Source organism: Mesorhizobium sp. NFR06, assembly GCF_900115245.1.
In the GTDB taxonomy this organism is placed as follows: Bacteria; Pseudomonadota; Alphaproteobacteria; order Rhizobiales; family Rhizobiaceae; genus Mesorhizobium.
In genome coordinates, this window is sequence record NZ_FOVT01000002.1 from 294889 (window position 1) to 317681 (window position 22793).

The 22793-nt window shown below is 62.8% G+C and carries 21 protein-coding genes and 1 tRNA gene; 9 read left to right on the plus strand and 13 right to left on the minus strand.

All coding sequences use genetic code 11. The features are described 5' to 3' along the window. The first annotated feature begins 182 nt into the window (after positions 1-182). Both F3H96_RS05600 and F3H96_RS05605 read left to right on the plus strand, forming a co-directional pair. On the plus strand, positions 183-812 hold the full coding sequence (locus F3H96_RS05600) for a histidine phosphotransferase family protein (protein WP_149790938.1): 630 nt from the start codon (positions 183-185) through the stop codon (positions 810-812). Positions 813-1040: 228 nt separating this feature from the next. After that, positions 1041-1409 (plus strand): response regulator, encoded by a 369-nt coding sequence (locus F3H96_RS05605; protein ID WP_149791167.1) that lies wholly within the window; start codon positions 1041-1043, stop codon positions 1407-1409. 69 nt (positions 1410-1478) lie between these two features. Here F3H96_RS05605 and ctrA read toward each other — a convergent pair whose 3' ends face one another. Then, a complete protein-coding gene (ctrA, locus tag F3H96_RS05610; protein ID WP_006203583.1) occupies positions 1479-2174 on the minus strand; it encodes a cell cycle two-component system response regulator CtrA in 696 nt (231 codons plus the stop codon). A gap of 448 nt (positions 2175-2622) precedes the next feature. Between ctrA and F3H96_RS05615 the strand changes: the two genes are divergently transcribed. Further along, on the plus strand, positions 2623-3000 hold the full coding sequence (locus tag F3H96_RS05615; RefSeq protein ID WP_149791168.1) for a flagellar export protein FliJ: 378 nt from the start codon (positions 2623-2625) through the stop codon (positions 2998-3000). An 84-nt stretch (positions 3001-3084) separates the two neighbouring features. Here F3H96_RS05615 and F3H96_RS05620 read toward each other — a convergent pair whose 3' ends face one another. Next, entirely contained in the window at positions 3085-3480 is a 396-nt protein-coding gene (locus F3H96_RS05620; RefSeq protein WP_149790939.1) for a helix-turn-helix domain-containing protein, read from the minus strand. A gap of 90 nt (positions 3481-3570) precedes the next feature. Between F3H96_RS05620 and F3H96_RS05625 the strand changes: the two genes are divergently transcribed. Next, a complete protein-coding gene (locus F3H96_RS05625; protein ID WP_149790940.1) occupies positions 3571-4497 on the plus strand; it encodes an NADP-dependent oxidoreductase in 927 nt (308 codons plus the stop codon). A 60-nt stretch (positions 4498-4557) separates the two neighbouring features. On the opposite strand, the gene F3H96_RS05630 is transcribed toward F3H96_RS05625, so the two are convergent. After that, positions 4558-4833 (minus strand): DUF1153 domain-containing protein, encoded by a 276-nt coding sequence (locus F3H96_RS05630; RefSeq protein WP_006203587.1) that lies wholly within the window; start codon positions 4831-4833, stop codon positions 4558-4560. 256 nt (positions 4834-5089) lie between these two features. Between F3H96_RS05630 and mnmA the strand changes: the two genes are divergently transcribed. After that, positions 5090-6280 (plus strand): tRNA 2-thiouridine(34) synthase MnmA, encoded by a 1191-nt coding sequence (gene mnmA, locus F3H96_RS05635; protein WP_149790941.1) that lies wholly within the window; start codon positions 5090-5092, stop codon positions 6278-6280. Positions 6281-6349: 69 nt separating this feature from the next. Here mnmA and F3H96_RS05640 read toward each other — a convergent pair whose 3' ends face one another. Next, a complete protein-coding gene (locus tag F3H96_RS05640; RefSeq protein WP_149790942.1) occupies positions 6350-7315 on the minus strand; it encodes a Gfo/Idh/MocA family oxidoreductase in 966 nt (321 codons plus the stop codon). Positions 7316-7556: 241 nt separating this feature from the next. Between F3H96_RS05640 and F3H96_RS05645 the strand changes: the two genes are divergently transcribed. Further along, positions 7557-7633: transfer RNA gene (locus tag F3H96_RS05645), tRNA-Met, on the plus strand. Positions 7634-7861: 228 nt separating this feature from the next. Beyond that, entirely contained in the window at positions 7862-8125 is a 264-nt protein-coding gene (locus tag F3H96_RS05650; RefSeq protein ID WP_149790943.1) for a hypothetical protein, read from the plus strand. Positions 8126-8464: 339 nt separating this feature from the next. Here F3H96_RS05650 and F3H96_RS05655 read toward each other — a convergent pair whose 3' ends face one another. The 3 genes from F3H96_RS05655 to F3H96_RS05665 form a co-directional block, all read right to left on the minus strand. Next, positions 8465-8839, minus strand: coding sequence for a DUF4440 domain-containing protein (locus F3H96_RS05655; protein ID WP_149790944.1), 375 nt, complete (start codon positions 8837-8839; stop codon positions 8465-8467). A 68-nt stretch (positions 8840-8907) separates the two neighbouring features. After that, positions 8908-10638 (minus strand): adenylate/guanylate cyclase domain-containing protein, encoded by a 1731-nt coding sequence (locus F3H96_RS05660; RefSeq protein ID WP_188131300.1) that lies wholly within the window; start codon positions 10636-10638, stop codon positions 8908-8910. An 874-nt stretch (positions 10639-11512) separates the two neighbouring features. Further along, a complete protein-coding gene (locus F3H96_RS05665) occupies positions 11513-13582 on the minus strand; it encodes an NAD(P)-binding protein (protein ID WP_149790946.1) in 2070 nt (689 codons plus the stop codon). 220 nt (positions 13583-13802) lie between these two features. Between F3H96_RS05665 and argE the strand changes: the two genes are divergently transcribed. After that, positions 13803-14960 (plus strand): acetylornithine deacetylase, encoded by a 1158-nt coding sequence (argE, locus tag F3H96_RS05670; protein ID WP_149790947.1) that lies wholly within the window; start codon positions 13803-13805, stop codon positions 14958-14960. A 6-nt stretch (positions 14961-14966) separates the two neighbouring features. Here argE and F3H96_RS05675 read toward each other — a convergent pair whose 3' ends face one another. Genes F3H96_RS05675 through F3H96_RS05695 form a run of 5 tightly spaced genes read right to left on the minus strand, consistent with a single transcriptional unit; the run spans position 14967 to position 19881 of the window. Beyond that, positions 14967-15902: a LysR family transcriptional regulator gene (locus F3H96_RS05675; RefSeq protein WP_149790948.1), complete on the minus strand. Its 936-nt coding sequence runs from the start codon at positions 15900-15902 to the stop codon at positions 14967-14969. A 50-nt stretch (positions 15903-15952) separates the two neighbouring features. Beyond that, on the minus strand, positions 15953-17443 hold the full coding sequence (locus F3H96_RS05680; RefSeq protein WP_149790949.1) for an aldehyde dehydrogenase: 1491 nt from the start codon (positions 17441-17443) through the stop codon (positions 15953-15955). A 22-nt stretch (positions 17444-17465) separates the two neighbouring features. After that, entirely contained in the window at positions 17466-18140 is a 675-nt protein-coding gene (locus F3H96_RS05685) for a DUF1028 domain-containing protein (protein ID WP_149790950.1), read from the minus strand. Positions 18141-18145: 5 nt separating this feature from the next. After that, a complete protein-coding gene (locus tag F3H96_RS05690) occupies positions 18146-18562 on the minus strand; it encodes a RidA family protein (RefSeq protein WP_149790951.1) in 417 nt (138 codons plus the stop codon). Positions 18563-18606: 44 nt separating this feature from the next. Beyond that, a complete protein-coding gene (locus F3H96_RS05695) occupies positions 18607-19881 on the minus strand; it encodes an NAD(P)/FAD-dependent oxidoreductase (RefSeq protein ID WP_149790952.1) in 1275 nt (424 codons plus the stop codon). Positions 19882-20174: 293 nt separating this feature from the next. Here F3H96_RS05695 and F3H96_RS05700 point away from each other — a divergent pair, with 293 nt between their 5' ends. Then, positions 20175-21857 carry a GMC family oxidoreductase N-terminal domain-containing protein gene (locus F3H96_RS05700; RefSeq protein ID WP_244619913.1) on the plus strand — a complete coding sequence of 561 codons (1683 nt, stop codon included), beginning with the start codon at positions 20175-20177 and terminating at the stop codon, positions 21855-21857. A gap of 104 nt (positions 21858-21961) precedes the next feature. Here the strand turns inward: F3H96_RS05700 and F3H96_RS05705 are convergent, their stop codons facing one another. Then, positions 21962-22720 carry an ABC transporter ATP-binding protein gene (locus F3H96_RS05705; protein WP_244619924.1) on the minus strand — a complete coding sequence of 253 codons (759 nt, stop codon included), beginning with the start codon at positions 22718-22720 and terminating at the stop codon, positions 21962-21964. Positions 22721-22793: the final 73 nt, after the last annotated feature.

Genomic DNA, 22793 nt, shown 5'->3' on the forward strand with positions numbered 1-22793 from the left:
TCGCTCCAGCGCCGGGTTTTCCGCCCGTGAACGCATCATTTTCGCCGTCGACAATTTGGGATTTGTTGATGCGCGCTCGGGCGCTGTGTATTCAGAAAGCCTTGGAAAAGAGCGTGATTCGCGTGGGCAGCGCGAAACGATCGCTCGGCCATGACAACTGACTTGAAGCAGGGATTTCGCCGATGGCCGAGCTCTTTACCCTTTCCGCGCCCGATCTCGCGGCGCTGCTCTGCAGCCGTGTCTGCCACGACATCATTTCGCCGGTCGGCGCAATCAACAACGGCCTCGAACTGCTCGACGAGGGCGGCGCCGACGAAGACGCCATGAAGCTCATTCGCCAGAGCGCCAGGAACGCCTCGGCGCGACTGCAGTTTGCCCGCATCGCCTTCGGTGCCGCGGGTTCCGCCGGCATGATGATCGACACCGGCGATGCCGAGGCGGTGGCCATCGCCTTCCTGAAGAACGAAAAGCCGGAACTGGTGTGGAACGGTCCCCGCGCGCTCTTGCCGAAGAACAAGGTCAAGCTGCTGCTCAACCTCATTCTCGTCGCCAACGCGGCCATACCGCGCGGCGGCAGGCTAGTGGTCACGCTGGAAAGTCTCGAAACCGAGCCGCGTTTTTCACTGTCGGCCAGCGGTCCGATGCTGCGCGTGCCGCCGAAATTCCTCGAACTGCATTCCGGCCACAAGCCGGAGGAGCCGATCGACGCCCATTCGGTCCAGCCTTACTACACGCTGCTCCTGGCGCGTGAGGCCAACATGACCATCTCGATCCACGCGACCGCCGACGAGATCGTGCTGACGGCTGCATAATAGCAAGAAAAAGACAAAGTATCTCTTGCTGCCAATTGTGCGCCAGCAGTGCAGGCGCACAATGCCCGCGTCCACCGCGGGTAACGGCGTCATGGTCCAAAGGGGCGCCACACGCTTCTTTGGAAAAACTTTACCTAACGGCTTTTCGGCTTCTTTACCGGATTGGCCTACGGTGCATTCCGGTTACCCGGATTGCCGGTTCGGCAGATGGCAGAGAGGACCCCGGACATGAAGCGCTGCCTGTTCGTCGATGATTCGAGCGTCATCAGGAAGGTCGCAAAACGCATTCTCGGCGGCTCGGACATGATCGTCGTCGAGGCGTCGACCGGGGTCGAGGCTGCCGAAATCTGCGCCGGCGACATGCCGGATGTGATTGTCATCGATGGCGGCCTTGCCGACATCCAGGCAGTGGACCTCATTCGCCGCATCCGCGCAATCGAGGCCCCCGCCAAGCCGCAGATCCTGGTCTCGCTGGTCGAGGTCGATGTCGCGGCGATCATGCGTGCCAAGCGCGCCGGCGCTCAAGGATATCTGCTGAAGCCCTTCAACCGCGCGCAACTGCTTGAAAGCTTCCGCTTTCTGAAAATAGCCGCCTGATTCGCCGGCAGCGGTTTCATACAAAAAACCCGGCCTGAGCCGGGTTTTCTTCGAAACCGTTTGGATCGCTTACGCGCTGACGCGGATGTCTTCCGGCTCGCGCAGCACATAGCCGCGGCCCCACACCGTCTCGATGTAGTTCTGGCCGCCGGACGCCGCGTCGAGCTTCTTGCGCAGCTTGCAGATGAAGACGTCGATGATCTTCAGTTCCGGCTCGTCCATGCCGCCATAGAGGTGATTGAGGAACATTTCCTTGGTGAGCGTCGTGCCCTTGCGCAGCGAGAGCAGTTCCAGCATCTGGTATTCCTTGCCGGTCAGATGCACGCGCTGGCCGCCGACCTCGACCGTCTTGGCGTCGAGATTGACCACCAGGTCGCCGGTGGTGATGACCGACTGGGCGTGGCCCTTGGAACGGCGCACGATGGCGTGGATGCGCGCCACCAGTTCGTCCTTGTGGAAGGGCTTCGTCATATAATCGTCGGCGCCGAAGCCGAGGCCGCGCACCTTGTCCTCGATGCCGGCCATGCCTGAGAGGATCAGGATCGGCGTCTTGACCTTGGAGAGGCGCAGCGTGCGCAGCACTTCATAGCCCGACATATCGGGGAGATTGAGGTCCAGAAGGATGATGTCGTAGTCGTAGAGCTTGCCGAGGTCGACACCTTCTTCGCCGAGATCGGTCGTATAGACGTTGAAGCTTTCCGATTTCAGCATCAGTTCGATGCTTTGTGCGGTTGCACTGTCATCTTCAATCAGCAGAACACGCATTTCATTCCCCTTTTCTGCTGCCGGACCATTTTCACGACCCGTCCGGGACCGGAGCAGTGATTGCCTGAACAGAAGGTGCCAGCGATTGGTTAACAAATCCTAATTTCGTGTCGTTCACGATACCAGATTTTTTAACCCCTTTCTACACCCACTTGAATCTAATAACGAATCACAGACCAAATCCGCTAATGCGCTACATTAAAAAGTCAGCCTAAGTGACTCTAGAGACTCGCAGGCCGGGCTTCCCACCGCAGCCGGAATTTTTACCCGGCCTTAAGTCCTCGCCCGTATGATTAACAATGCCCGTAAACGAATGGTTACCGCCGGCAAAAATCTTTAGGGCTTTGTTTCCTATAGCCCAGGGAAAACCGGGGGAAACGGGCGGCGCTTGGGTCGTTCCGGGCGGACTGGACGATATGCAGGTGTGCGTTTTGCGGAGTATCGAGTCATGAAGTCACGTGAAAACCTCGTTCGGCTGAAACAGTTTCAGGTGAATGAGAAGCGGCGGCAGCTCTTGCAGCTGGACATGATGATCGCCGAGTTCGAGCGCATGGCCGTCGAGTTGGAAGCGCAGATCATCGCCGAAGAGAAAAAAGCCGGCATCACAGACATCAACCATTTCGCCTATCCGACCTTCGCCAAGGCGGCTCGCCTTCGCCGCGACAACCTCAGAAATTCACAAAGCGACCTCGCCCAGCAGCGAAGCACCGCCGAATCATTACTCGGCGAAGCTGAAGCGGAGCTGTCCAAGGCGGAAATGCTGGAATCGCGGGACACCAAGATCCGCGACGCCGAAACAGGCGGCCGCAGCGCGATGATCGGCTGATCGCCGGCATATTTGCAGCCATTGCCGGCACCATACCGGCATGTTCAGAACAGACGACCGGTCGAATCGGCCTCGCCGCCGGCTTCAGGGGGCCGCCATCTCGCCATGATCAGCCAATGCCCGGGCGCGGGCATCCTTGATTTCCGGCGCATGCTCCTCCGCCCACGACCGGATTTGGCTGAGCAGCCCCGCCAGGTTCTGGCCAAGCTCCGTCAGTTCATACTCCACCCGTGGCGGAATGACCGGAAACACCTCGCGCCGCACAAGACCGTCACGCTCCAGCACACGCAGTGTCTGCGTCAGCATTTTGGGCGTGATGCCTTCCATCTTGCGCGCCAGCTCGCCATTGCGCAGCCGGCCCCGCCGCAACGCGCAGACGGTGAGATAGACCCATTTGCTGGCCAGCATCTCGAGCACGGTATGCGACGGGCAGGTGCGCCGGAACGCATCGTAGCCGAGGGGTGCGCTATCACTATCCATAGGGTGCCTATATATAGAAAATGTACATACTAGACAATAGACTATTACTATCCAAATGATAGCGGCACATCCATCCAACAGGAGACGTTCATGCGTGCCGTTGTCCAGAATTCCGTCGGCGGACCCGACGTCCTTTTCGTCGCCGAACAACCCGACCCCTCGCCCAGGCCCGGTGAAGTGCTGGTCCGTGTCAAGGCGGCGGGCATCAATCCGGTCGATGGCGCGGTGCGCGGCGGGTTCTACCCGCTGCTCGGCGAGCCGCCATTCATTCTCGGCTGGGACATTTCAGGGACCGTCGCGGCGCTCGGCGCCGGCGTGACCGCCTTCAAGGTCGGTGACGACGTGTTCGGCATGCCGCGTTTCCCCAAGCAGGCCGGCGGCTATGCCGAGCTGGCGAGCGCACCGGCGAACGAGCTCGCGGCCAAGCCCGCCGCGATCGATCATGCGCATGCCGCGGCGTTACCGTTGGCCAGCCTGACCGCCTGGCAAGGCCTCGTCCGCCATGGCGGACTGCAAGCGGGACAGCGCGCGCTGATCCATGCCGGCGCCGGCGGCGTCGGCCACCTGGCGGTGCAGATCGCCAAGGCGCGCGGCGCTTATGTCGTCTCGACCGCCAGTCCAAACAAGCTTGGTTTCGTTCGCTCGCTCGGCGCCGACGAAGTCATCGACTACACCAAGGAGGATTTCGCCCAAACGGCCGGTGACTTCGACCTCGTGCTGGAGCCGCTCGGCGGCGACCACGCCGAGGACTCGCTAAGAGTCCTGCGCGACGGCGGCGTACTGGTCTCGCTGCTCGACGTCCGCGACACCACCAAGGCACATGCGAAAGAGCGGAATATCCGTGTCGAGCGCATGTCGGTGGTGCCCGACCGCGAAGGCCTTGTCGAACTCGCCAGGCTGGTCGACGCGAAGAAGCTGTCGCCGCACGTAGCAAAGGCCTTCCCGCTCGATCAGGCGGGCGCCGCCCATGCCTTCCTCGCGACCCGGCCGATCGGCAAGGTCGTGCTCACGGTCTGAGGCTTTTGCGAAAGCGAAAAGGGCGCGGTGTTCCGCGCCCTTCGTTTACGCCTGTTCGGCCTAATGCCGATATTGCTGGATCCGCGTGGTGCGCAGCCCGGCAAGGCCGTATTCGTCGATCGATGCTTGCCAGGACAGAAATTCCTCGGTGGTGAGCTTGTAGCGCTGGCAGGCTTCTTCAAGACTGAGCAGGCCGCCGCGCACCGCAGCGACCACTTCCGCCTTGCGCCGAATAACCCAGCGCCGCGTGTTAGTCGGCGGCAGATCGGCGATCGTAAGAGGGCTGCCGTCGGGCCCAATGACATATTTGACTCTAGGTCTAACCAGATCGGTCATCGTACTCTCTACTAAAAACTCAAAGACCCAATCCCCGCCACAGTACCGCCACAGCTTTAAAAATTGCCTAAGCGAACCCTAATGACTAGGTAAGGATCGTGAACGCCCGGTTAGGATTTCTTTTAGAATTTGAAGCACCGGCCTCCGGGCCCCGATTTTTGCCGATTGACCCGCTCTGGACGGTAAGCTGGCGCACACGTGGCGCTTGACCTATATTCCGGCCATTGGCATTGAGCGCCGCATTGTGAAAGCCACCATGAACAGCCTCGATCTTCCCGGCCGCCCTGAAGCAACCCGCGTCGTCGTCGCGATGTCGGGCGGTGTCGATTCGTCCGTGGTTGCCGGCATCCTGAAGCGCGAAGGCTATGACGTCGTCGGCGTGACGCTGCAGCTTTACGACCACGGCGCGGCCACCCATCGGGCGGGTTCCTGCTGCGCCGGACAGGATATCGACGACGCGCGCCGTGTCTCGGAGACGCTCGGCATTCCCCATTACGTGCTCGACTACGAGGAGCGCTTCCGCAAGGCGGTCATCGATCCCTTCGCCGAGAGCTATGTCGCCGGCGAAACCCCTATCCCCTGCGTTTCCTGCAACCAGACGGTGAAGTTCGCCGATCTTTTGGCGACCGCGCAGGACCTCGGCGCCGACGCTTTGGCCACCGGTCACTATATCCGTTCGCGCGCCAACGGCGCGCATCGTGCGCTCTACCGGCCGGTCGACGCCGACCGCGACCAGAGCTACTTCCTGTTCGCCACCACGCAAGCGCAGATCGACTATCTGCGCTTCCCGCTCGGGGGCCTGTCGAAGCCGCAGGTGCGCGCCATTGCCGAGCAGATGGGGCTCACCGTCGCCGCCAAGCAGGACAGCCAGGACATCTGCTTCGTGCCGCAGGGCAAATATTCCGACATTATCGCCAAGCTGAAGCCTGCGGCCGCCAATCCGGGTGACATTGTCCACATCGACGGTCGCGTGCTCGGCCGCCACGAAGGCATCCTGCGCTACACGATCGGTCAGCGCCGCGGCATCGGCATCGCCTCCGGCGAGCCGCTCTATGTCGTCCATCTCGACGCCGACCGGGCGCGCGTCATCGTCGGCCCGCGCGAGGCGCTGGAGACCCACAAGATCTATCTGCGCAACATGAACTGGCTGGGCGATGCAGCCTTGTCTGACGTGCCGGCCGGCGGGATCGAGCTCTTCGCCAAGGTCCGCTCGACCAGGCCGCCGCGTCCGGCCGTGCTGCATCACCGCAACGGCGTGACCTCCGTAGAGCTGGCCGACGGTGAATCGGGCATCGCGCCCGGACAGGCCTGCGTGCTCTACTCCGACGACGGCAACGAGGCACGCGTCTTCGGCGGCGGCTTCATCGAGCGCTCCGAGCGCGGCGCGGAGGCCGAGGCCATGCTGTCCAGGCTGGCTGCCAGGCCGGCGCAGATCCCGGCCGAATAAAATTCCGCTCAGCCCGGTTTTCAGGCTGCCCGGCCTTTACCGAGCGGTTCCCGCTGCTTCAGGACAGGCTCAGGCGGATGAGCCGGTATGGATCACCGTGCCGGCGGTCAGGATGCGCAGTACCCTGATCGCTTCCTCGCCGTCGGTGCGCGGCTCGGCGCGGGTTTCGATGCATTGCATGAAATGGGCAAGCTCGCGGGTCAGCGGCATGCCTTCGCCGACCGGCACATAGGAAGGCTCGTTGGCCGTGAAGGCCCACTGGCCGCTGTCCTGCCAGACCGCGTGGCGGTAGACGGCAAGCTTGCGCTCCCAGGGCTCGACATCGTCGAACACCGCCATCGCCTTGGTGCCGACCACCGTCAGCCGCCGCTCGCGATAAGGATTGAGGCGCGAGGCGAAGAGGTGGCTGCGCAGGCCGTTCGGAAAGCGCATATGCAGATGCGCGAAGTCGCTGAGATTGTCGAGCAGCGCTGCCCCCTCGCCCCTCACCTCGATCGGCTCGGTGCCGGTGATGGCGAGGATCATCGACAGATCGTGCGGCGCCAGGTCCCAGAGCGCATCGTTCTCGGTATGGAACTTGCCGAGGCCGAGGCGGTGCGAATGGATGTAGCGCACCTCGCCGAGCTCGCCATTGTCGATCAGCGCCTTCAGCGTCTCGAACGCCGGGTGGAAGCGCAACACATGGCCGACCATGAAAACGCGGCCATTGTCCTTTGCCGCCATCACCGCACGCTCGGCGTCTGCGACCGTCAGCGCGATCGGTTTTTCCACCAGCACGTCCTTGCCGCTTTCGACGGCGCGCACCGCGGTGTCGGCATGAAATTGCGGCGGCAAGGCCATGACGATGGCGTCGATGTCGGCGCGGTCGAACAGCTTGTCCGGCTCGATCGCCAGGCAGTCCTGCTCGCTGGCGAACCCCTCTGCCCGAGCGCGGTTGGCGTCGGAGACGGCATGCAGCGCGCCAAGCGCCTTGAGGGTGCGGATATGGTTGCTGCCCCAGTATCCGCAACCGAGGACGGCGATGCGCGGCTTCATTCGCTCAAACTCTAGAATTTCATGGCCGAGACATAGCGACGTGCCCCGCCGAACTCAACCCCGAGGCATGCGCTGAGTGTCTCACCGGCAAAGCTTTTCTGGGATGAGATTGTGCCGGCCAGATTATGCCGACATGTCGCCGCTTCCAAGCTTGACAGGCTCACCCTCGCAACCTTATATCCGCGCGACCTCGGCGAACGCCTCGAAATACCCACGGTTTTTTCGAGCCATTTGCCACCCTGGCGGGGTAGCTCAGTTGGTTAGAGCACGGGAATCATAATCCTGGGGTCGGGGGTTCAAGTCCCTCTCCCGCTACCAAATTTCTCGAAGCCATTGTAATTAAGCGCTAAATTTCAAGGTAAGCCCAAAACAGCCGCCGAGTAACCGTTGTCTTGGTCTGTTCATTCCGTGGGCGACGGCACCAGATCAAGTCGCGGAGAAGGGCTCGCGCCTGCTGTTGCTTGGTCCATTCCAACGAGTGCCGGACGCGTGTAGCGCCGCGAGGGAAGCTCCTAGGAGCGCACGCCGTTCCCGGATGTGGGCAAGATGCTGCCAAAGTTCCTCACGCGCCAAAGCACCCCGCAGGGCATCAAGCCGGTGATGGTGGCTGATTGCGATGAACAGGTCGTCACCAGCTCTGCATTTCTTCGCCTCGCACATCCGGGCAACAACCAGACTGGCTACTCGGTGCTCCCCGCCAAACTCGCGACGCAAGGTCCTGCCAACCGTTGCGGGAATGACCAGCCTGATGCATTCAAGGTCGGCAAGGCCGATGTCCTCGACCACTATCCCCGCGATCCTGCGCCATAGCTTTGCGGGATCGACCTTCAACAGGGTCACGGCGGCTCGGGTAGCCAGATCGACATCACCCCGACGAATGCCCTTCTGCATCGCAGACATAGCGACCCATGGCGACGTGTGCAGTGGCTCGGGAGTTGGGGCTTTGTAGTCGGACGCCAGCATCCGGAAGGCGGGATCGGCGGGGTCAAGCAGCGGTAGGGGTTGCAACATCTCGGTCTCCCAATTTTGAGGGAGGACCACAACCTGTTTCCCACCATTAGGCATGGCAGACTAGCGCCAAGCATGCGAACTAAATCGACCCGTTTTGCAGCTTCCCACTCGCCAGCGTGAAGGACTGGCGACCCGGACTTAGCGACTGCTGGTTAGGCTGTGCTCAAGACTGTTTAGGCTACAGATGCGGATCAGCCATCGTCCGTCGGCTTGCCGCTGGAACACGTTCAGCGAGGTCCCCAAATCCTGCCCGTCTGAGTACTCGGTCAAGCACCAAGCAAGATCGCCTGAAACGCCTGCCTCGACAACTCTGAGTTCCTTGTCCTCGCCGCCGATCTTCACCCATTCTGAGTGGAGAGCCTCAATCGCCGCCCGTCCCCGCGCGGGAGGCGCGTAGGGCGAGAAGGCTTCACTGTCATCGGTGAAGATCACGGCGCAACCGGCAGCGTCTTTCGTGCGATAAGCAGCGGCGTAAGCATCGTAGACGGTTTGCAACTCCTCGCGGATCGACATCGGGTAACCTCACACCAGTGGGCTTCGAGCTTAGCCGATAGATGCTGTCCGTTGGAGCATTGGCCCCATCAGACAGGCACTCCCGCTAGACGAAAGCCGTCAAGGACGAACGCCCTGTCCTCACCAAGAGCACACATCTTTGCGCAGATGTGAGCGTGCACAGCTGTATCAAAAGTCTCCGGTGCCTCCTGTACTATCTGCCGCGCTTCGTCTGTCCTTCCGAGGTGAGCTAGGCAGGTTGCCTCGTTTAGTTTGAAAAAGTAGGGCGCATCGATCAAGGTTCTGTACGCTGCGAGGGCGGCATCCATATCACGCGCTAGGTAGTAGCAGTCCCCGAGGCTGGAAACGAATGCAGGAGGTAGAAGCGGCTCCAGCTTGCATGCTCGCTTGGCGAGTTCCAGCCCCTCTTGGTGCCGACCTGCGAAGGACATGATCCAGCCCCGCGCGAGCAGGACATTGACGTCCCGAGGGCTCATCGCCGCTGCCATGTCGGAGTAACGCATAGCCTCACCGATCTGACCGGCCATCGCAAAACATGAGGCAACGCTGGTGAGGACGTACGGGTCATTCTTGTCGGCTATGATTGCCTGTTTCGCGAACTGTTGGGCCTGCCGATCAAGCTGAGCATCGGTCGATGAGTTAGGCTCGCTAAACCGCCAATAAGCGTACAGCAGGGCGAGCGCAGCATGCGCGGGCGCATAGTGAGGATCGATGCGAATGGCTTCAGTCATGTGTTCGCGAGCAAGCCGCTCATCGCCGTTGCGCCAAGCTGCATGAGACTTGAGCCATGATGTATACGCCGACACGCTCGTCGTGGGATTTTTCGCGCGTTTGGTCCCGGCGGCATCTTGCAAATTGAAAAAGAGCCGACCGAGAACGCAATCGACGATTTCATCTTGCACCGCGAATATGTCGGTCATTTCGCGGTCAAACTTCTCGGCGAAGACGTGAGAGCCGGTTTGCGCATCGATCAGCTGAACGGTGGCGCGCATACGCTGTCCTGCCAGCCGAATACTTCCTTCCACCACGAAATCTACCCCCAATCTGCGGCCCACCTCGGCCAAGTCTATTGAGCTGCCTTTATAGGTAGACGCGGTGTTCCGAGCTACAACGGCTAAGTTCTTGAACCGGCTCAATTCGGTAATGATGTCCTCAGTGATCCCGTCCGCGAAATAGTCTTGTTCGGGGTTACCCGATATATTGACGAACGGCAGAACCGCGACGGTTGTGAATTCCTCGCCGCTGGTTGGCGCAACGGCATGCGTCGCTCCAGCGGGAGTTACCGCGAAGGCCCTGATGGGTGTACCTATGTTCTTAAGTTGCAAGTGGCCGAGGTCTTCCGCAATGACATCAACCTTGCCGCGAATTTCGTTGTACACTTTGTCTGACATGCATATGCCACCGGGGCGAGCTTGGCCCTCCAGCCGTGCTGCGATATTGACGCCGTCGCCATAGATATCGGAACCTTCGCCGATCACATCCCCCAGATTTATGCCGATCCTGAGAGTTACTTGATGCGCTTCCGGCAACGCGACGTTCGCCTCCGCCATTTTCTGCTGAAGCTCAAGCGAACCGGCCACTGCGTTCACGGCGCTGGCGAACTCTATCAGAACGCCGTCACCCATCAGCTTGACTACGCGTCCCCCGTGAGATCGGATCACCGGCTCAAGCACGCTCTTTCGTCGATCCTTGAGGACTTTCAGAGTGCCGACTTCGTCCGCTTCCATCATTCGGGAATAGCCGACTACGTCAGCGACGACGATGGCTGCCAATCTGCGTTGCACCGATCCATCACTCACCTTGGCATCCCCTTGGAGAACACTACTCGTTCTTGGATGGCGAGTTTGGGCCCGCGTAGCCTTTGGTTGGCTGCCGTGTCCAGCGGCCATCCCGCGAGGAAGCGCACCTCGAGCCTTCGGGCAACTATCGCTCAGCATGCGAACTAAATCGACCGAAAAACGGAAGCTTTCGCTCCACAGGGACATTGGATGGCCTGTTCGGGGACACGCTTGCTGCTGAGTATGTCTCTTTCCGATAATCCACCCTGCAGTGCCAACCTGAGGACACCTCGAAATTCTAGGATGTTCAAGTAGCCAACCGGCTGACATGCATAGGCTATCTGTCGAGGCGGGCACATCGAGCGGAGACTTGCGAACGTTGTCTCTATTCTGGGACGACCGTGTCTCGCTATATCCCCGCTTCGTCCCGCGAAACGTGCTGTCTCTAAGCAGCGGCAATGATTTCAAAAGGTATTGGAGGCAGTGTTGCTAACGGAGAGAACGGTCTCCCGCTACCAAATTTCTCGAAGCCATTGTAATTAAGCGCTAAATTTCAAGGTAAGCTCAAACATGCGTTTTTTGGAACATCTAACGATTTGAATTTGCGTATATAATTGTTCGTTGTTTGGCGCTGGCCGTTACCATCTCGGTGGCTGCTTTAATCCGCCCATGGGTCGGCGAGCCGCCGGCGGCCGAGAGGACTGCAGCTATTCGCGTCCAAACGTGACAGGGCGTAGACCAGTCACGCTTAGCCCTCCTTTCAACACAAGCGCTTGCTGGATCAGGCCCCGGAAGGAACGTCCATAGCTCGCCGGCCACGCGTGGCGTCCGCGATCATCGAGCCCTATTGCTCGGTGCAAACAACCAGGGGCATCGTCAAGATCCCTCCGACTGTCTATTCCGCCGCCAGCGCCGCCACTTCCCGTCGGAAAGGCAACGTGTCGCCGATATCGGGTTCGTCCAGTTCGCGGGCGAAGCGGTGGCCTGCATAGGTCGCCCAGGCGATAGGTCCCGGCGCTTCGGCATCGCCGATGACCTTGACCGAACGAATGCCGTTGCCGGCCCATTCGTTTTCGCGCGCCTTGAGATCGCGCCAAACGGCGTCGTCCTGATTGCGTGATGTGACCAGGACGACGGCATCGGCCGTTAACTCCTGTTTCGCGCCGGTATAGACGCAGGCCGTGGTAACGCCGCCCGGGGCGATACTCGTGACGGTCCTGTTGAGGACGATATTCACTCCGAGTTCCGCCAGGCGGCGATGGATCGCCCCTTGCTCCAGCGTGTTGCGGGTCCAGTCGGAGACATAGGCCGATGGCGTCAGCAGGGTCACCTCCGCTCCCCGACGCGCCATCAGCTCGGCGAGAACGCCGCCCATATAGTAATGGTCGTCGTCGAACAGCACGACGTTGCCGGAGGGAATTTCGCCGCCCATCAGATCGTCGGGCGTGTAGACCGGCATGGCGGGATCGATCGGCATCGGCACGACATGGGCGCGCGCGACGCCGTCGCGCCGCCAGGTCGAGCCGGTCGCGACGGCGACGTTCTGGAAGCCGAAGGACAGGATATCGTCCGCCGACAGCCGGCTTTCGAAATAGATGTCGACATTCGGCATCTGGCTGAGCTGGTACTGGCGATAGTCGCGCACCCTGCCCCAGGCCGACAGGCCCGGCAGCAGGCATTCGCGCGCCACGCGGCCGCCGAGCTCACTGCCGGCTTCCGCTATCGCCACCCGGTAGCCGCGTAGGCCGAGCGCGCGGGCGGCCTCCAGTCCGGCAGGTCCGGCGCCGACGATCAGCACGCTGTCGCTGTCGCCCTTTGCCTGCATGCGCTCGGGATGCCAGCCTTTGCGCCATTCCTCCATGAAGGTCGGGTTCTGCGTGCAGCGCGAGATCGACATCGTCATGTCGCCGGTGACGCAGATGTTGCAGCCGATGCATTCGCGGATGTCCTCGATGCGGCCCTCCTCGACCTTCCTCGGCAGGAAGGGATCGGCGATCGACGGGCGCGCGCAGCCGATGAAGTCGAGCGTGCCGGACTTGATCATCCTCACCATCACGTCGGGCGAGGTGAAGCGGCCGACGCCGACGACCGGCTTCGAGGTCAGCTTCTTGATGCCGGAGACCAGGCTTTCCTGCGCCGCCTCTTCCTTGAAGCGCGACGGCCCGGAGCAATCCTCCCAGGCGCCATGGGCGAGATCCCACAGATCCGGCAGATCGGCATGCATCTCGATCATGTCGCGCACCTCGGAATTGGCGAAGCCAAGCTCGCCGATCATCTCGTCCAGCGACAGCCTGAGCGTCAGGCCGCAAGTGTCGCCGATCGCGTCCCGCCCTTCCTCGATCAGCTCGCGCATCAGCCGCGAGCGGTTTTCCAGCGAGCCGCCATATTCGTCGTTGCGCTGGTTGGTGGCGGTCGACAGGAAGTGCTGGATGATGCCGAAGCCGTGCGCGCCATAGAGGCACACCAGGTCGAAACCCACCTGCCTGGCACGCTTGAAGGCGTTGCGGTGCCAGCGGCGCAAATCGCGGATGTCCTGCTTGTCCATGGCGCGCGCCTGCACCGGGTCGTTGGTGAAGGTGCGGATCGGCAGGGCCGACGGCCCGCGCGGGACCTCCTTGGTGTAGAGGTTGGGACCGTTGATACCGGAATAGGCGAGCTGGATGCCGGCCAGCGCCCCGTGCTCGTGCATGGCATTGGCCATCTTGGCCAGCGCTGGAATGTCGGCGTCATCCCAGAGCCGCAGCTCGATGAAGGGCGTGATCTCGGAGGTGTGGTGCATCTCCGTCTGCTCGGTGAAGATGACGCCCCATCCGCCTTCGGACTTCATGCGGCGCATCTCGGCCGCGGCGGAAGGATCGCGATAGCCGCCGCCATTGCAATGCGGAACCTGATAGAAACGGTTCTTGGCGGTCACCGGACCGATCTTCATCGGCTCGAACAGAATGTCGTAGCGTGGGTCGCGCATCAAACTTCCTTCCAGTCGGCTCGGCGCTGCCGATGCTCTGGAGACTACTCATAAGTTGGCGCCGGCGCGGGAAAACTACGGAATTCTTCTGTGCGGATTAGGACGCGCCTAACCGCCGTTGCGCGGATTAGTCTCAAATGAACCGGCGCTGAGCCAAATGCGACTTCAGGCCCGGCGCCGCGTGATGCTACACAGCCTGTGGCGGCAACGAGACAAGAAAATGGACAGCATCAGGATCCTCGAACGGCTGATCGCCTTCCCGACAGTGAGCCGCGACTCGAACCTCGACCTTATCGGCTATGCGGCGGACCTGCTCGGAGCAAACGGCATTGCCTGCCGGATCATCCATAGCGCCGACGGCCACAAGGCCAACCTCTTTGCCACCGTTGGACCGGCCGACAAGCCCGGGATCATGCTGTCCGGCCACACGGACGTCGTTTCCGTCGACGGCCAGAACTGGACGCTGCCGCCATTCGCGATGACGGCGCGCGACGGCAGGCTTTACGGGCGCGGCGCGGCGGACATGAAGGGTTTCGTCGCCTGCGCGCTCGCGGCGGGCCTCATGGCCTCGAAGATGACGCTTCGCACGCCCTTGCACCTGGCGCTCTCCTACGACGAGGAAGTCGGATGTCTCGGCGTGCGCGACCTGATCGAAATGCTGAGCGCGGCGCCGCAACGCCCGCTGCTGTGCATCGTCGGCGAGCCGACCAGCATGCAGGTGGCGACCGGGCACAAGGGCAAGCTCGCCGCTCGCGCCATCTGTAGGGGACGCGAAGGCCATTCGGCGCTGGCTCCGCTGGCGCTCAACGCCATCCATCTCGGCTGCGACTTCGTGCGCGCCTTGCGTGACGAACAGGACCGGCTGGCCAGCGAAGGCGCTCGCGACGGCGACTACGACATTCCCTACACGACCGTGCATGTCGGCAAGATCAACGCCGGCGTGGCGCTCAACATCGTGCCCAACCTTTGCGAGGTCGATTTCGAGATCCGCAACGTTGCCGCCGACGATGCCGCCGGCATTCTCGACAGGCTGCGCATTGCTGCCGCGCGCATTGCCGCCGACGCCGCTTCGATCGCCCCCGAAGCCGCAATCGACATCGACATCAACAACACCTATCCAGGCCTCGACACGCCGCCCGCTTCGGAAGCGGTGGCCTTCGTCAAATCGCTGACCGGCGCCAACAGCACGATGAAAGTCGCTTTCGGCACGGAAGGCGGATTGTTCAGCCGCGATCTCGGTTCCCCCGCCGTCGTCTGCGGACCGGGTTCGATGGCGCAGGGGCACAAACCGGACGAATTCGTCAGCCTGGAACAGCTGCGGCGCTGCGACGAGATGCTGGAAAGACTGCTGTCGCGGCTCGCCGACGGCTGGCCGTGACCGTCCTCATTTGACGATGCGCTCGGTGCCGAAGACACCTTGCTCGACGACGAAGCGGCGACAATGGTCGATGAAGGCCTGCACCGTCAGCGTGCGGTGCTCGGCGTTCGGGAGCGCTATTCCCATCATCAGCGGCCTGAGATCGCCCAGCAGGGGCACGAAGACCAGCAATTTGCCGTCCGGTGACATGGTGTTGAGGGGCCGCATATTGGCGATGCCGTAACCGAAGCCATTGGCGACCATCGAGCGCATCACGGCGATGTCGCCGGTGCGCTCGGCGATCCTGGGCCGCAGGCCCTTGGGTTGGAAAGCAGACAGGAAATACTCCCGGCTGTAGGGAAGATCGAGCAGGACCATCGGCTCATCGACCAGTTCCTCGGGCGTGATGCCCGCCCTTCCCGCCAGGCGATGCGCAGCCGGCAGCATCACATAGGCGGGCAGCTGCATCAGCGGCTCGAAGGTCATGTCCTGCGACAGTTCGAGATCGTAGGTCAGCGCGGCATCAATTTCGCCACGCTGCAGCATCTCGAACAATTGCCCCTGGTTGCGCTCGAACTGCCGGACGCGCACATCCGGATAGGCGTCCTCGAATTTACGGCGCAACGCCGGCAGCACGATCTGCGCGAAGGTGAGCAGGCAGCCGATCGCCAGCGGTCCGCGCACTTTCTCGGCGATATCGCCGGCAATGTCGTGCAGCGCGTCGGCGTCGTTGAGCAGGCGCGCAGCTTCCTTGAGAAACAGGCGACCGCCTGCGGTCAGAGCGAGGGCATGCGAGTGCTTGCGCACGAAGAGTTGGACGCCGAACTCGGCCTCGAGCTGGGCAATCGACGCCGAGATCGACGGCGGCGAGACATTCACCTGCTCGGCCGCTTTGGCGATAGACCCCGCTTCGCCGACGGCGACGAAATACTCGAGTTGTCTGAGCGTGAAGCGGAGCGGCATGGGCGGCTATGATGACCGTTTGATCGCAGCAATCAAGTCGTGGCCGCTCCTCAGTACTTGATCCAGGTGGTCTTCAGCGCGGTGTATTTGTCGAGCGCGTGCAGCGACAGGTCGCGCCCGAAGCCGGACTGCTTGAAGCCGCCGAAGGGCGTCATCGGGCTCAGCGCATCGACGGTGTTCACGGAAACCGTGCCCACCCGAAGCCGCTCGGCGAGGCGATGGGCGCGCGACAGGCTGTCGGTCCACAGCGATGCCGCCAGGCCGTAGATGCTGTCATTGGCAATCCGAAGTGCTTCGTCTTCGCTGTCGAAGGCGATGACCGACAGCACCGGACCGAAGATCTCGTCACGGGCAAGCGGATCGTCGGGCGAGACATTGTCGAAGATGGTGGGCTGCACGAAGCTGCCGCGCCCATCGACGGCAACCCGATCGCCACCGGCAACCAGCCTGGCCGACTTCTTGCCGCCATCGATGAAACGCATCACGGTAGCGGCGTGCCGCGCGTCCACCATCGCGCCCATCCTGGATGCCGGATTGAGCGGGTCGCCGGGTTGCGTCGCCGCCGCGCGCTCCGCCAGTTTCTCCACCAGCGCATCCTTGACGCTGCGCTGCACCAGCAGCCGGGAATTGGCCGAGCAAACCTGTCCCTGGTTGAAGAAGATGCCGAAGGCGGCCATGTCGGCCGCCGCATCCAGATCGCCGCAATCCGCGAACACCAGATTGGGGCTCTTGCCGCCGGTCTCCGGCCAGACCTGCTTCATGTTCGACTGGCCGGAATATTGCAGGAACATCTTGCCGACGGCTGTCGACCCGGTGAAGGCAAGGCAATCGACATCCATATGGCGGCCAAGCGCCTGGCCCGCGGTCTCGCCAAGGCCGGGCACCACATTGAGCACGCCGGCGGGCAGCCCCGCCTCCATGGCAAGCTCCGCCAGCCTGAGCGCCGAGAACGGCGATTGCTCGGCCGGCTTCAACACCACCGAATTGCCCGCCGCCAGCGCCGGCGCGCATTTCCAGGTCGCCATGTCGAGCGGGAAATTCCACGGCACCACGGCGCCGACCACGCCGAGCGGCTCGCGCCGCACCAGAGCGAGGTCGCCCTGGCCCGTCGGCGCCACCTCGTCATAGACCTTGTCGATCGCCTCTGCGTACCACTGGAAGATCGCCGCCGAGCCGGGCACGTCAATGGTTGCGGCGTCCCTGACCAGCTTGCCCATGTCAAGCGATTCCAGCAGAGCAAGCTCCTGCAGGTTCTCGCGCAGCAACTCAGCCAGCCGCAGCAGCACCTGCTTGCGATGCGCGGGGCTCGTTCGCGACCAGACGCCGGCCTCGAAACTGCGCCGCGCCGCAGCGACGGCAAGGTCGATCTCCTCTTCACCGCAGGACGCGACCTCGGCGAGCGTCGCCCCCGTGGCCGGATTGATGCTGGCGAAGGTCCGGCCGGAGCGTGCCGGAACCGCCTTGCCGTCGATGAAGGCCTTGTCGCGGAAACGGATCGCCGACGCCTTGCCGACCCATTCCCTGTGGCTGAGTTCGCTCATGCTGGCTCCAGAACTGGTCGGACTACTCGTCGCCGGGAACGCCGTAGCTCGGCGCGTCGGACGGGTTGAGGGCGCGGGTGACATAGGCATCGAGCTGCGGCTTGTAGATCTCCCACAGCCCTGCCAGCTGCTCGATCGGACAGTCCTCGGTCCAGTCGCAACGCAGGTCGGCGACCGGCCATGACACATCGCGCACCAGCTTCATGCCGGCCGAGCGGACAGGCCCCGCCTCGCCGCCGGCACGAAGCGCGGCGCGCATCGTGGCGATCAGCCGATCACCGAGATCGCCCTCGGAAGCGAGAAAGGCGTCGACCATCGCTTGCGGAACCTTGTCATTGGCAAGCAGGTTGCCGCCGCAGGCGACGTCTTCGCCGCGCGCCTCGGCCCAGATGCCGAGCGCCTTCGGTCCCGAATGGATGGCGCTGCCGCCGCCCATATCGACCGCCAGCACCTGACGGTATTCGCTGAAAGCGGCCGTGCGCTTGATGATCGCGACGGCCTCGGTGGCGGAAGCGCCGCGGCCCATCAATTCCAGCGCGCGCGGCCCGAGCGTCGGGTCGGTGACGTTCTGGCTGGCGACTGCGCCGACGCCGGCCTGCGCGTACGCACAACGGGCGGCGACCGCGGGCGACGACGACGACACCGCTACACCGAACATGCCAGTGCGCCTGCAACGCGCGACGATGGAGAAGGTCATGCCGCTCAATCCGGAATCACGGCGGTGCCGTCGATCTCGACCAGCCATTCCGGCCGCGCCAGGGCCGACACGACCACGCCGGTCGAAACCGGGTGGACGCCCTTGATGTATTCGCCCATCGTCCGGTAGACGGCCTCGCGATGACGGACGTCGGTCAGGTAGACCACCACCTTCACCAGATGCTCCATCGTGCCGCCGCATTCCTCGATGAGCTGCCTGATGTTCTGCATGACCTTGTGGGTCTGCTCGACCGGATCGTGACTGTCGATGGTCCTGGCGGTGTCGAGATCCTGCGGGCACTGGCCACGCAGATAGACGGTCCGACCGCCGCGCGTGACGACCGCCTGGCACAGATCATTGTCGAGCTTCTGCTCGGGATAGGTATCCTTGGTGTTGAATTTGCGAATTCGCGTGTGCGCCATCTTGGTCTCCATCAGGTCTGGCTTGCAGCGGTCGTCAGCTTTGCTCAGGCATCCACGGGTTCGCGCGTCGCGGCGGCGTGGTAGGCCAGATATTTGCGCTGCGTCGAAATACGGTCGGCCACGTGCTTGGCGTCATGCCAGACGCCCCAGATGAAACTCGACCCCCTGCGCGACTGCCAGGGCAGCCCAAGGAAATAGATCCCAGGCTCCGTCGAAACTCCGCGCTGGTGCCTTGGCCGGCCCCTTTCGTCGAAGGCATCGACCTTCAGCCAGCTGTAATCGACGGCAAAGCCCGTCGCCCAGATGATCGCCGTCACCCCGGCCTCGGCCAGATCGAGCTTGGCGATCGGATTGGTCACGCATTCCGGATCCGGGTCGATCCGCCGGGCCTCGGGCTCTTGCGGAAGGTCGAGACCGTTGCGCGCGACATAGGCGTCGGCTTCGTCCAGCAGCGACATCAGGCTGGCGTCGCCGCGGGCAATGTTTTTGGCAAGGTCGGGCGCGAAGCTCATCACGCCGTCCTGATACGTCTTGGTCATGCCGACCAGCGTAAGCCCCTGCGCGGCCAGACGGCGGAAGTCGATCGTTTCGCCGCCGCGTGCGCCGCTGACCGCGATCGTGACGTGCTCCGTGCCGGGTCCCGGGGTTTCGAGATCCCATTTGCCGAGCACGCCCAGCCACCAGCAGAAGTCGCGCCCGCGATAGGCGCGCGGCGGTCGATCGTGCGGACCGACCGAGAGATAGACGCGTTTGCCCGAGCGCTGCAGCTCGTCGGCAATTTGTACGCCCGAGGATCCCGCTCCAACCACCAGCACCGCGCCTTGCGGCAATTGCGCGGGATTGCGGTAGGCGCTGGAATGAATTTGCAGAACTCCCGCATCGCCGGGAACAACGGGCGGAATGACGGGGACCTGGAATGGCCCGGTTGCGGCGACGACGCTGTTTGCCTCGATCACGCCATCCGAGGTTTCGGCGCGAAATCCCGGACGGCCGACATTTCTTTGCACGAGTTTGACCTCGACGCCGCAGCGGATCGGCGCATTGATCTGCTTTGCGTAGGCGACAAAATAGTCGGCGACCTCCTCCTTGGAAGGAAAGCCGTCGGGACCCGTCAGCGGAAATTCCATGCCCGGGAAGCGATCATGCCAGGCCGGGCCATTGGCAACTAGGGAGTCCCACCGTTGCGAGCGCCAGCGCTCGGCAATCCGGCTGCGTTCGAGAACGAGATGAGGCACCCGGCATTTGCTCAGGTGCTCGCTCATAGCCACCCCCGCCTGGCCGCCGCCAACGACAAGCGTGTCTATCTTCTCAACCGACATGCTCAGTCCTCTTCTGACCAATCGACAGCTTCCGCCGCGCAGGATAAAACGATCTCGGGCAGTTGGCGGATGGGAGTCAGGCTGCGCCATCCGACCGCTTCGCTACTAGCGCCCACAAGTAGCAGCACGTGCCGGCGGGCGCCCATAACGAATCTCCGAAGTCACGCGTAACCATTTCCGAATTTCTCGCGCCGATAGACGCACCTAGAGTCCTGCCGGTCGGATCGACAGCGCCGCACGAGGTGGCGAGCGAAGCCGGATATATGTCGGCACGGCGGGGTTTCGGTGCAGCGATGCGCCTTCGCGGCGGCCCGTTCCGCCATGCCTCGGACGCCGGCATCATCGAAGGGCTGGGCATGAAGACTGAAAGTTTTGACTACATCGTCGTCGGCGCGGGTTCGGCCGGTTGCGTGGTGGCCAATCGGCTGAGCGCCGATCCGTCCGTCCGCGTCTGCCTGATAGAGGCCGGCGGCAGCGATGACAGCCTGCGGGTCAAAGTGCCGGCTGGCATCCTGTCGCTCTACGGCAACCCGAACTACGACTATTGCTATGTCGGCGTGCCGCAGCCCCGTCTCAACAACCGTAGCATTCCAGTCAACCGCGGCAAGGCGCTGGGCGGATCGAGCTCGATCAACTCGATGGTCTATATTCGCGGCGCCGCCGAGGACTATGACGAGTGGGCCAGCCTCGGTTGCGACGGCTGGGCCTATCGCGATGTGCTGCCCGTGTTCAGGAACTTGGAGCGCAATCTGCTCGCCCAGGATCCGCGCTATCACGGCAGCGACGGCGAACTGCTGGTCGACAATCCGCGCGATCCGAACGTGCTTTCCGGCATGTTCGTCAAGGCGGGCGAAAATGCCGGCCTGCCCGTCAACACGGACTTCAACGCCGAAAGCCAGTTCGGCGTCGGGATCTACAACGTCACGCAGGACAGGGGACGGCGCTTCAGCAGCTTCAGCGCCTTCATGCGTCCGGTGCTTGGTCGCAAGAACCTGACTTTACTCAGCCAATGCGAGGTGGTCGACCTTGTCATCGCCGAGAGGCGCGCGACCGGGATCCGCGTGCGGCATGACGGCGGGCAAAAGATACTTTCGGCCAGCCGCGAGATCGTGCTCTCGGCCGGCGCCATCAACTCGCCCAAGATCCTGATGGCGTCCGGCATCGGCCCGGCAGCCGAGCTCGGGCAGATCGGCATCACGCCGGTTCTCGACCTGCCGGGCGTCGGCAAGAATCTGCAGGACCATGTCGACGGCATGATCACCGTGCGCTCCAGGAGCACCAGGACGCTTGGCCTCTCGCTTGCCAACCTGCCCCGCATCGCGGCAGCGCCCTTCCAGTATTTCGCGCGCCGCAAGGGCATGCTCACCACCAACTATGTCGAAGCAGGCGGCTTCGCGAAAACCAGGCACGCGAACGGCCTGCCAGACATCCAGTTCCACTTCGTGCCGGGCTATCGCAGCCATCGCGGCAGGCTGATCGAATACGGCCACGGCTACGCCATTCACACCTGCGTGCTCAGGCCGAAAAGCGTCGGCGAAATCAAATTGTCACGCGACAGCACTCGCCGGGACGTCCTCATCGACCACCGCTTCTTCACACATGATGACGACGCCATGGTGCTGGTCGAAGGCATCAAGATCGCGCGCCGGATTTTTGCCTCGTCCGAGTTCGACGAAGTGCGGGGCAAGGAGATGCTGCCGGGCAAGGATGTCCGGACCGATGACGAGATCCTCGCCTATCTGCGCGCCGAAGCGCTGACGGTCTATCACCCGGTCGGAACCTGCAAGATGGGAACGGACGCGATGGCAGTGGTGGACCCGGCAACGCTGAAGGTGCGGGGCGTGGACGGGCTCCGGGTCGCGGACGCCTCGATCATACCGAAGCTGATCGGCGGTAACACCAACGCGCCAAGCATGATGATCGGACAAAAGGCCTCGGAGATGATCAGAGGCTCGGCGCGGAACGGCGGCAAATAGGTCACCGCTGTTTCGGCGACCCGTCGCAAACGTCCGGGATTGGCTGAAGCCTCCCGCCGTCGTCATGCCAGGGCGAAGGAGGAGCGAAGCTCGGTCGCGAAGACCTAATGATCCTCGTCGATCTCGTCGTGCAGAAGGCCCAGGATGCGGCGCTTGAGCGCGATGAAATCGGGTTCGAGGATCACGTCCATCGAACGTGGCCGCGGGATGTCGACCTTGATCTCGGCCTTGATCTTGCCGGGCCGCGCCGTCATCACCAGAACGCGATCGCCCAGAACCAGCGCCTCGTCGATATCGTGGGTGACGAAGAGCACCGTTTTCTGCTGCCGCTCCCAGACGCGCAGGAGCAGCTTCTGCATGGTGCCGCGCGTCTGGCTGTCGAGCGCGCCGAAGGGCTCGTCCATCAGCAGAACGGCCGGGTCGTTGGCAAGGGCGCGCGCGATCGCCACGCGCTGCTTCATGCCGCCGGACAGCTGCGCGGGGTAGTGATCCGCAAAGGGCGCAAGGCCGACCTCGTTGAGATACTGGTCGACGATCTGCCTGCGCTGCTCCGCGGGCAGTCCCTTGCGCTTCGGCCCATACTCGATGTTGGCGCGCACCGTGAGCCAGGGAAACAAGGTGTAGCTCTGGAACACCATGCCCCTGTCGGGGCCGGGTTCGATCACTTCCCTGCCATCGACCTTGATGACGCCCGAGGTCGCGTCATTGAGGCCGGCGGCGAGATAGAGCAGGCTGGATTTGCCGCACCCCGAAGGGCCGACGATGACGCAGAATTCGTTCTTGGCCACCTTCAGCGACACATCGTCCAGCGCCAGCACGCCGTTGACGTCGCCATAACGCAGTGTCACGTCTTCGATGGCCATCGCGGTGCCGGTCGAACGCACATCGCCGGTTGCATGGGCGGTGCCGGCTGGATTGCTCGCCTTGACGGTTTCG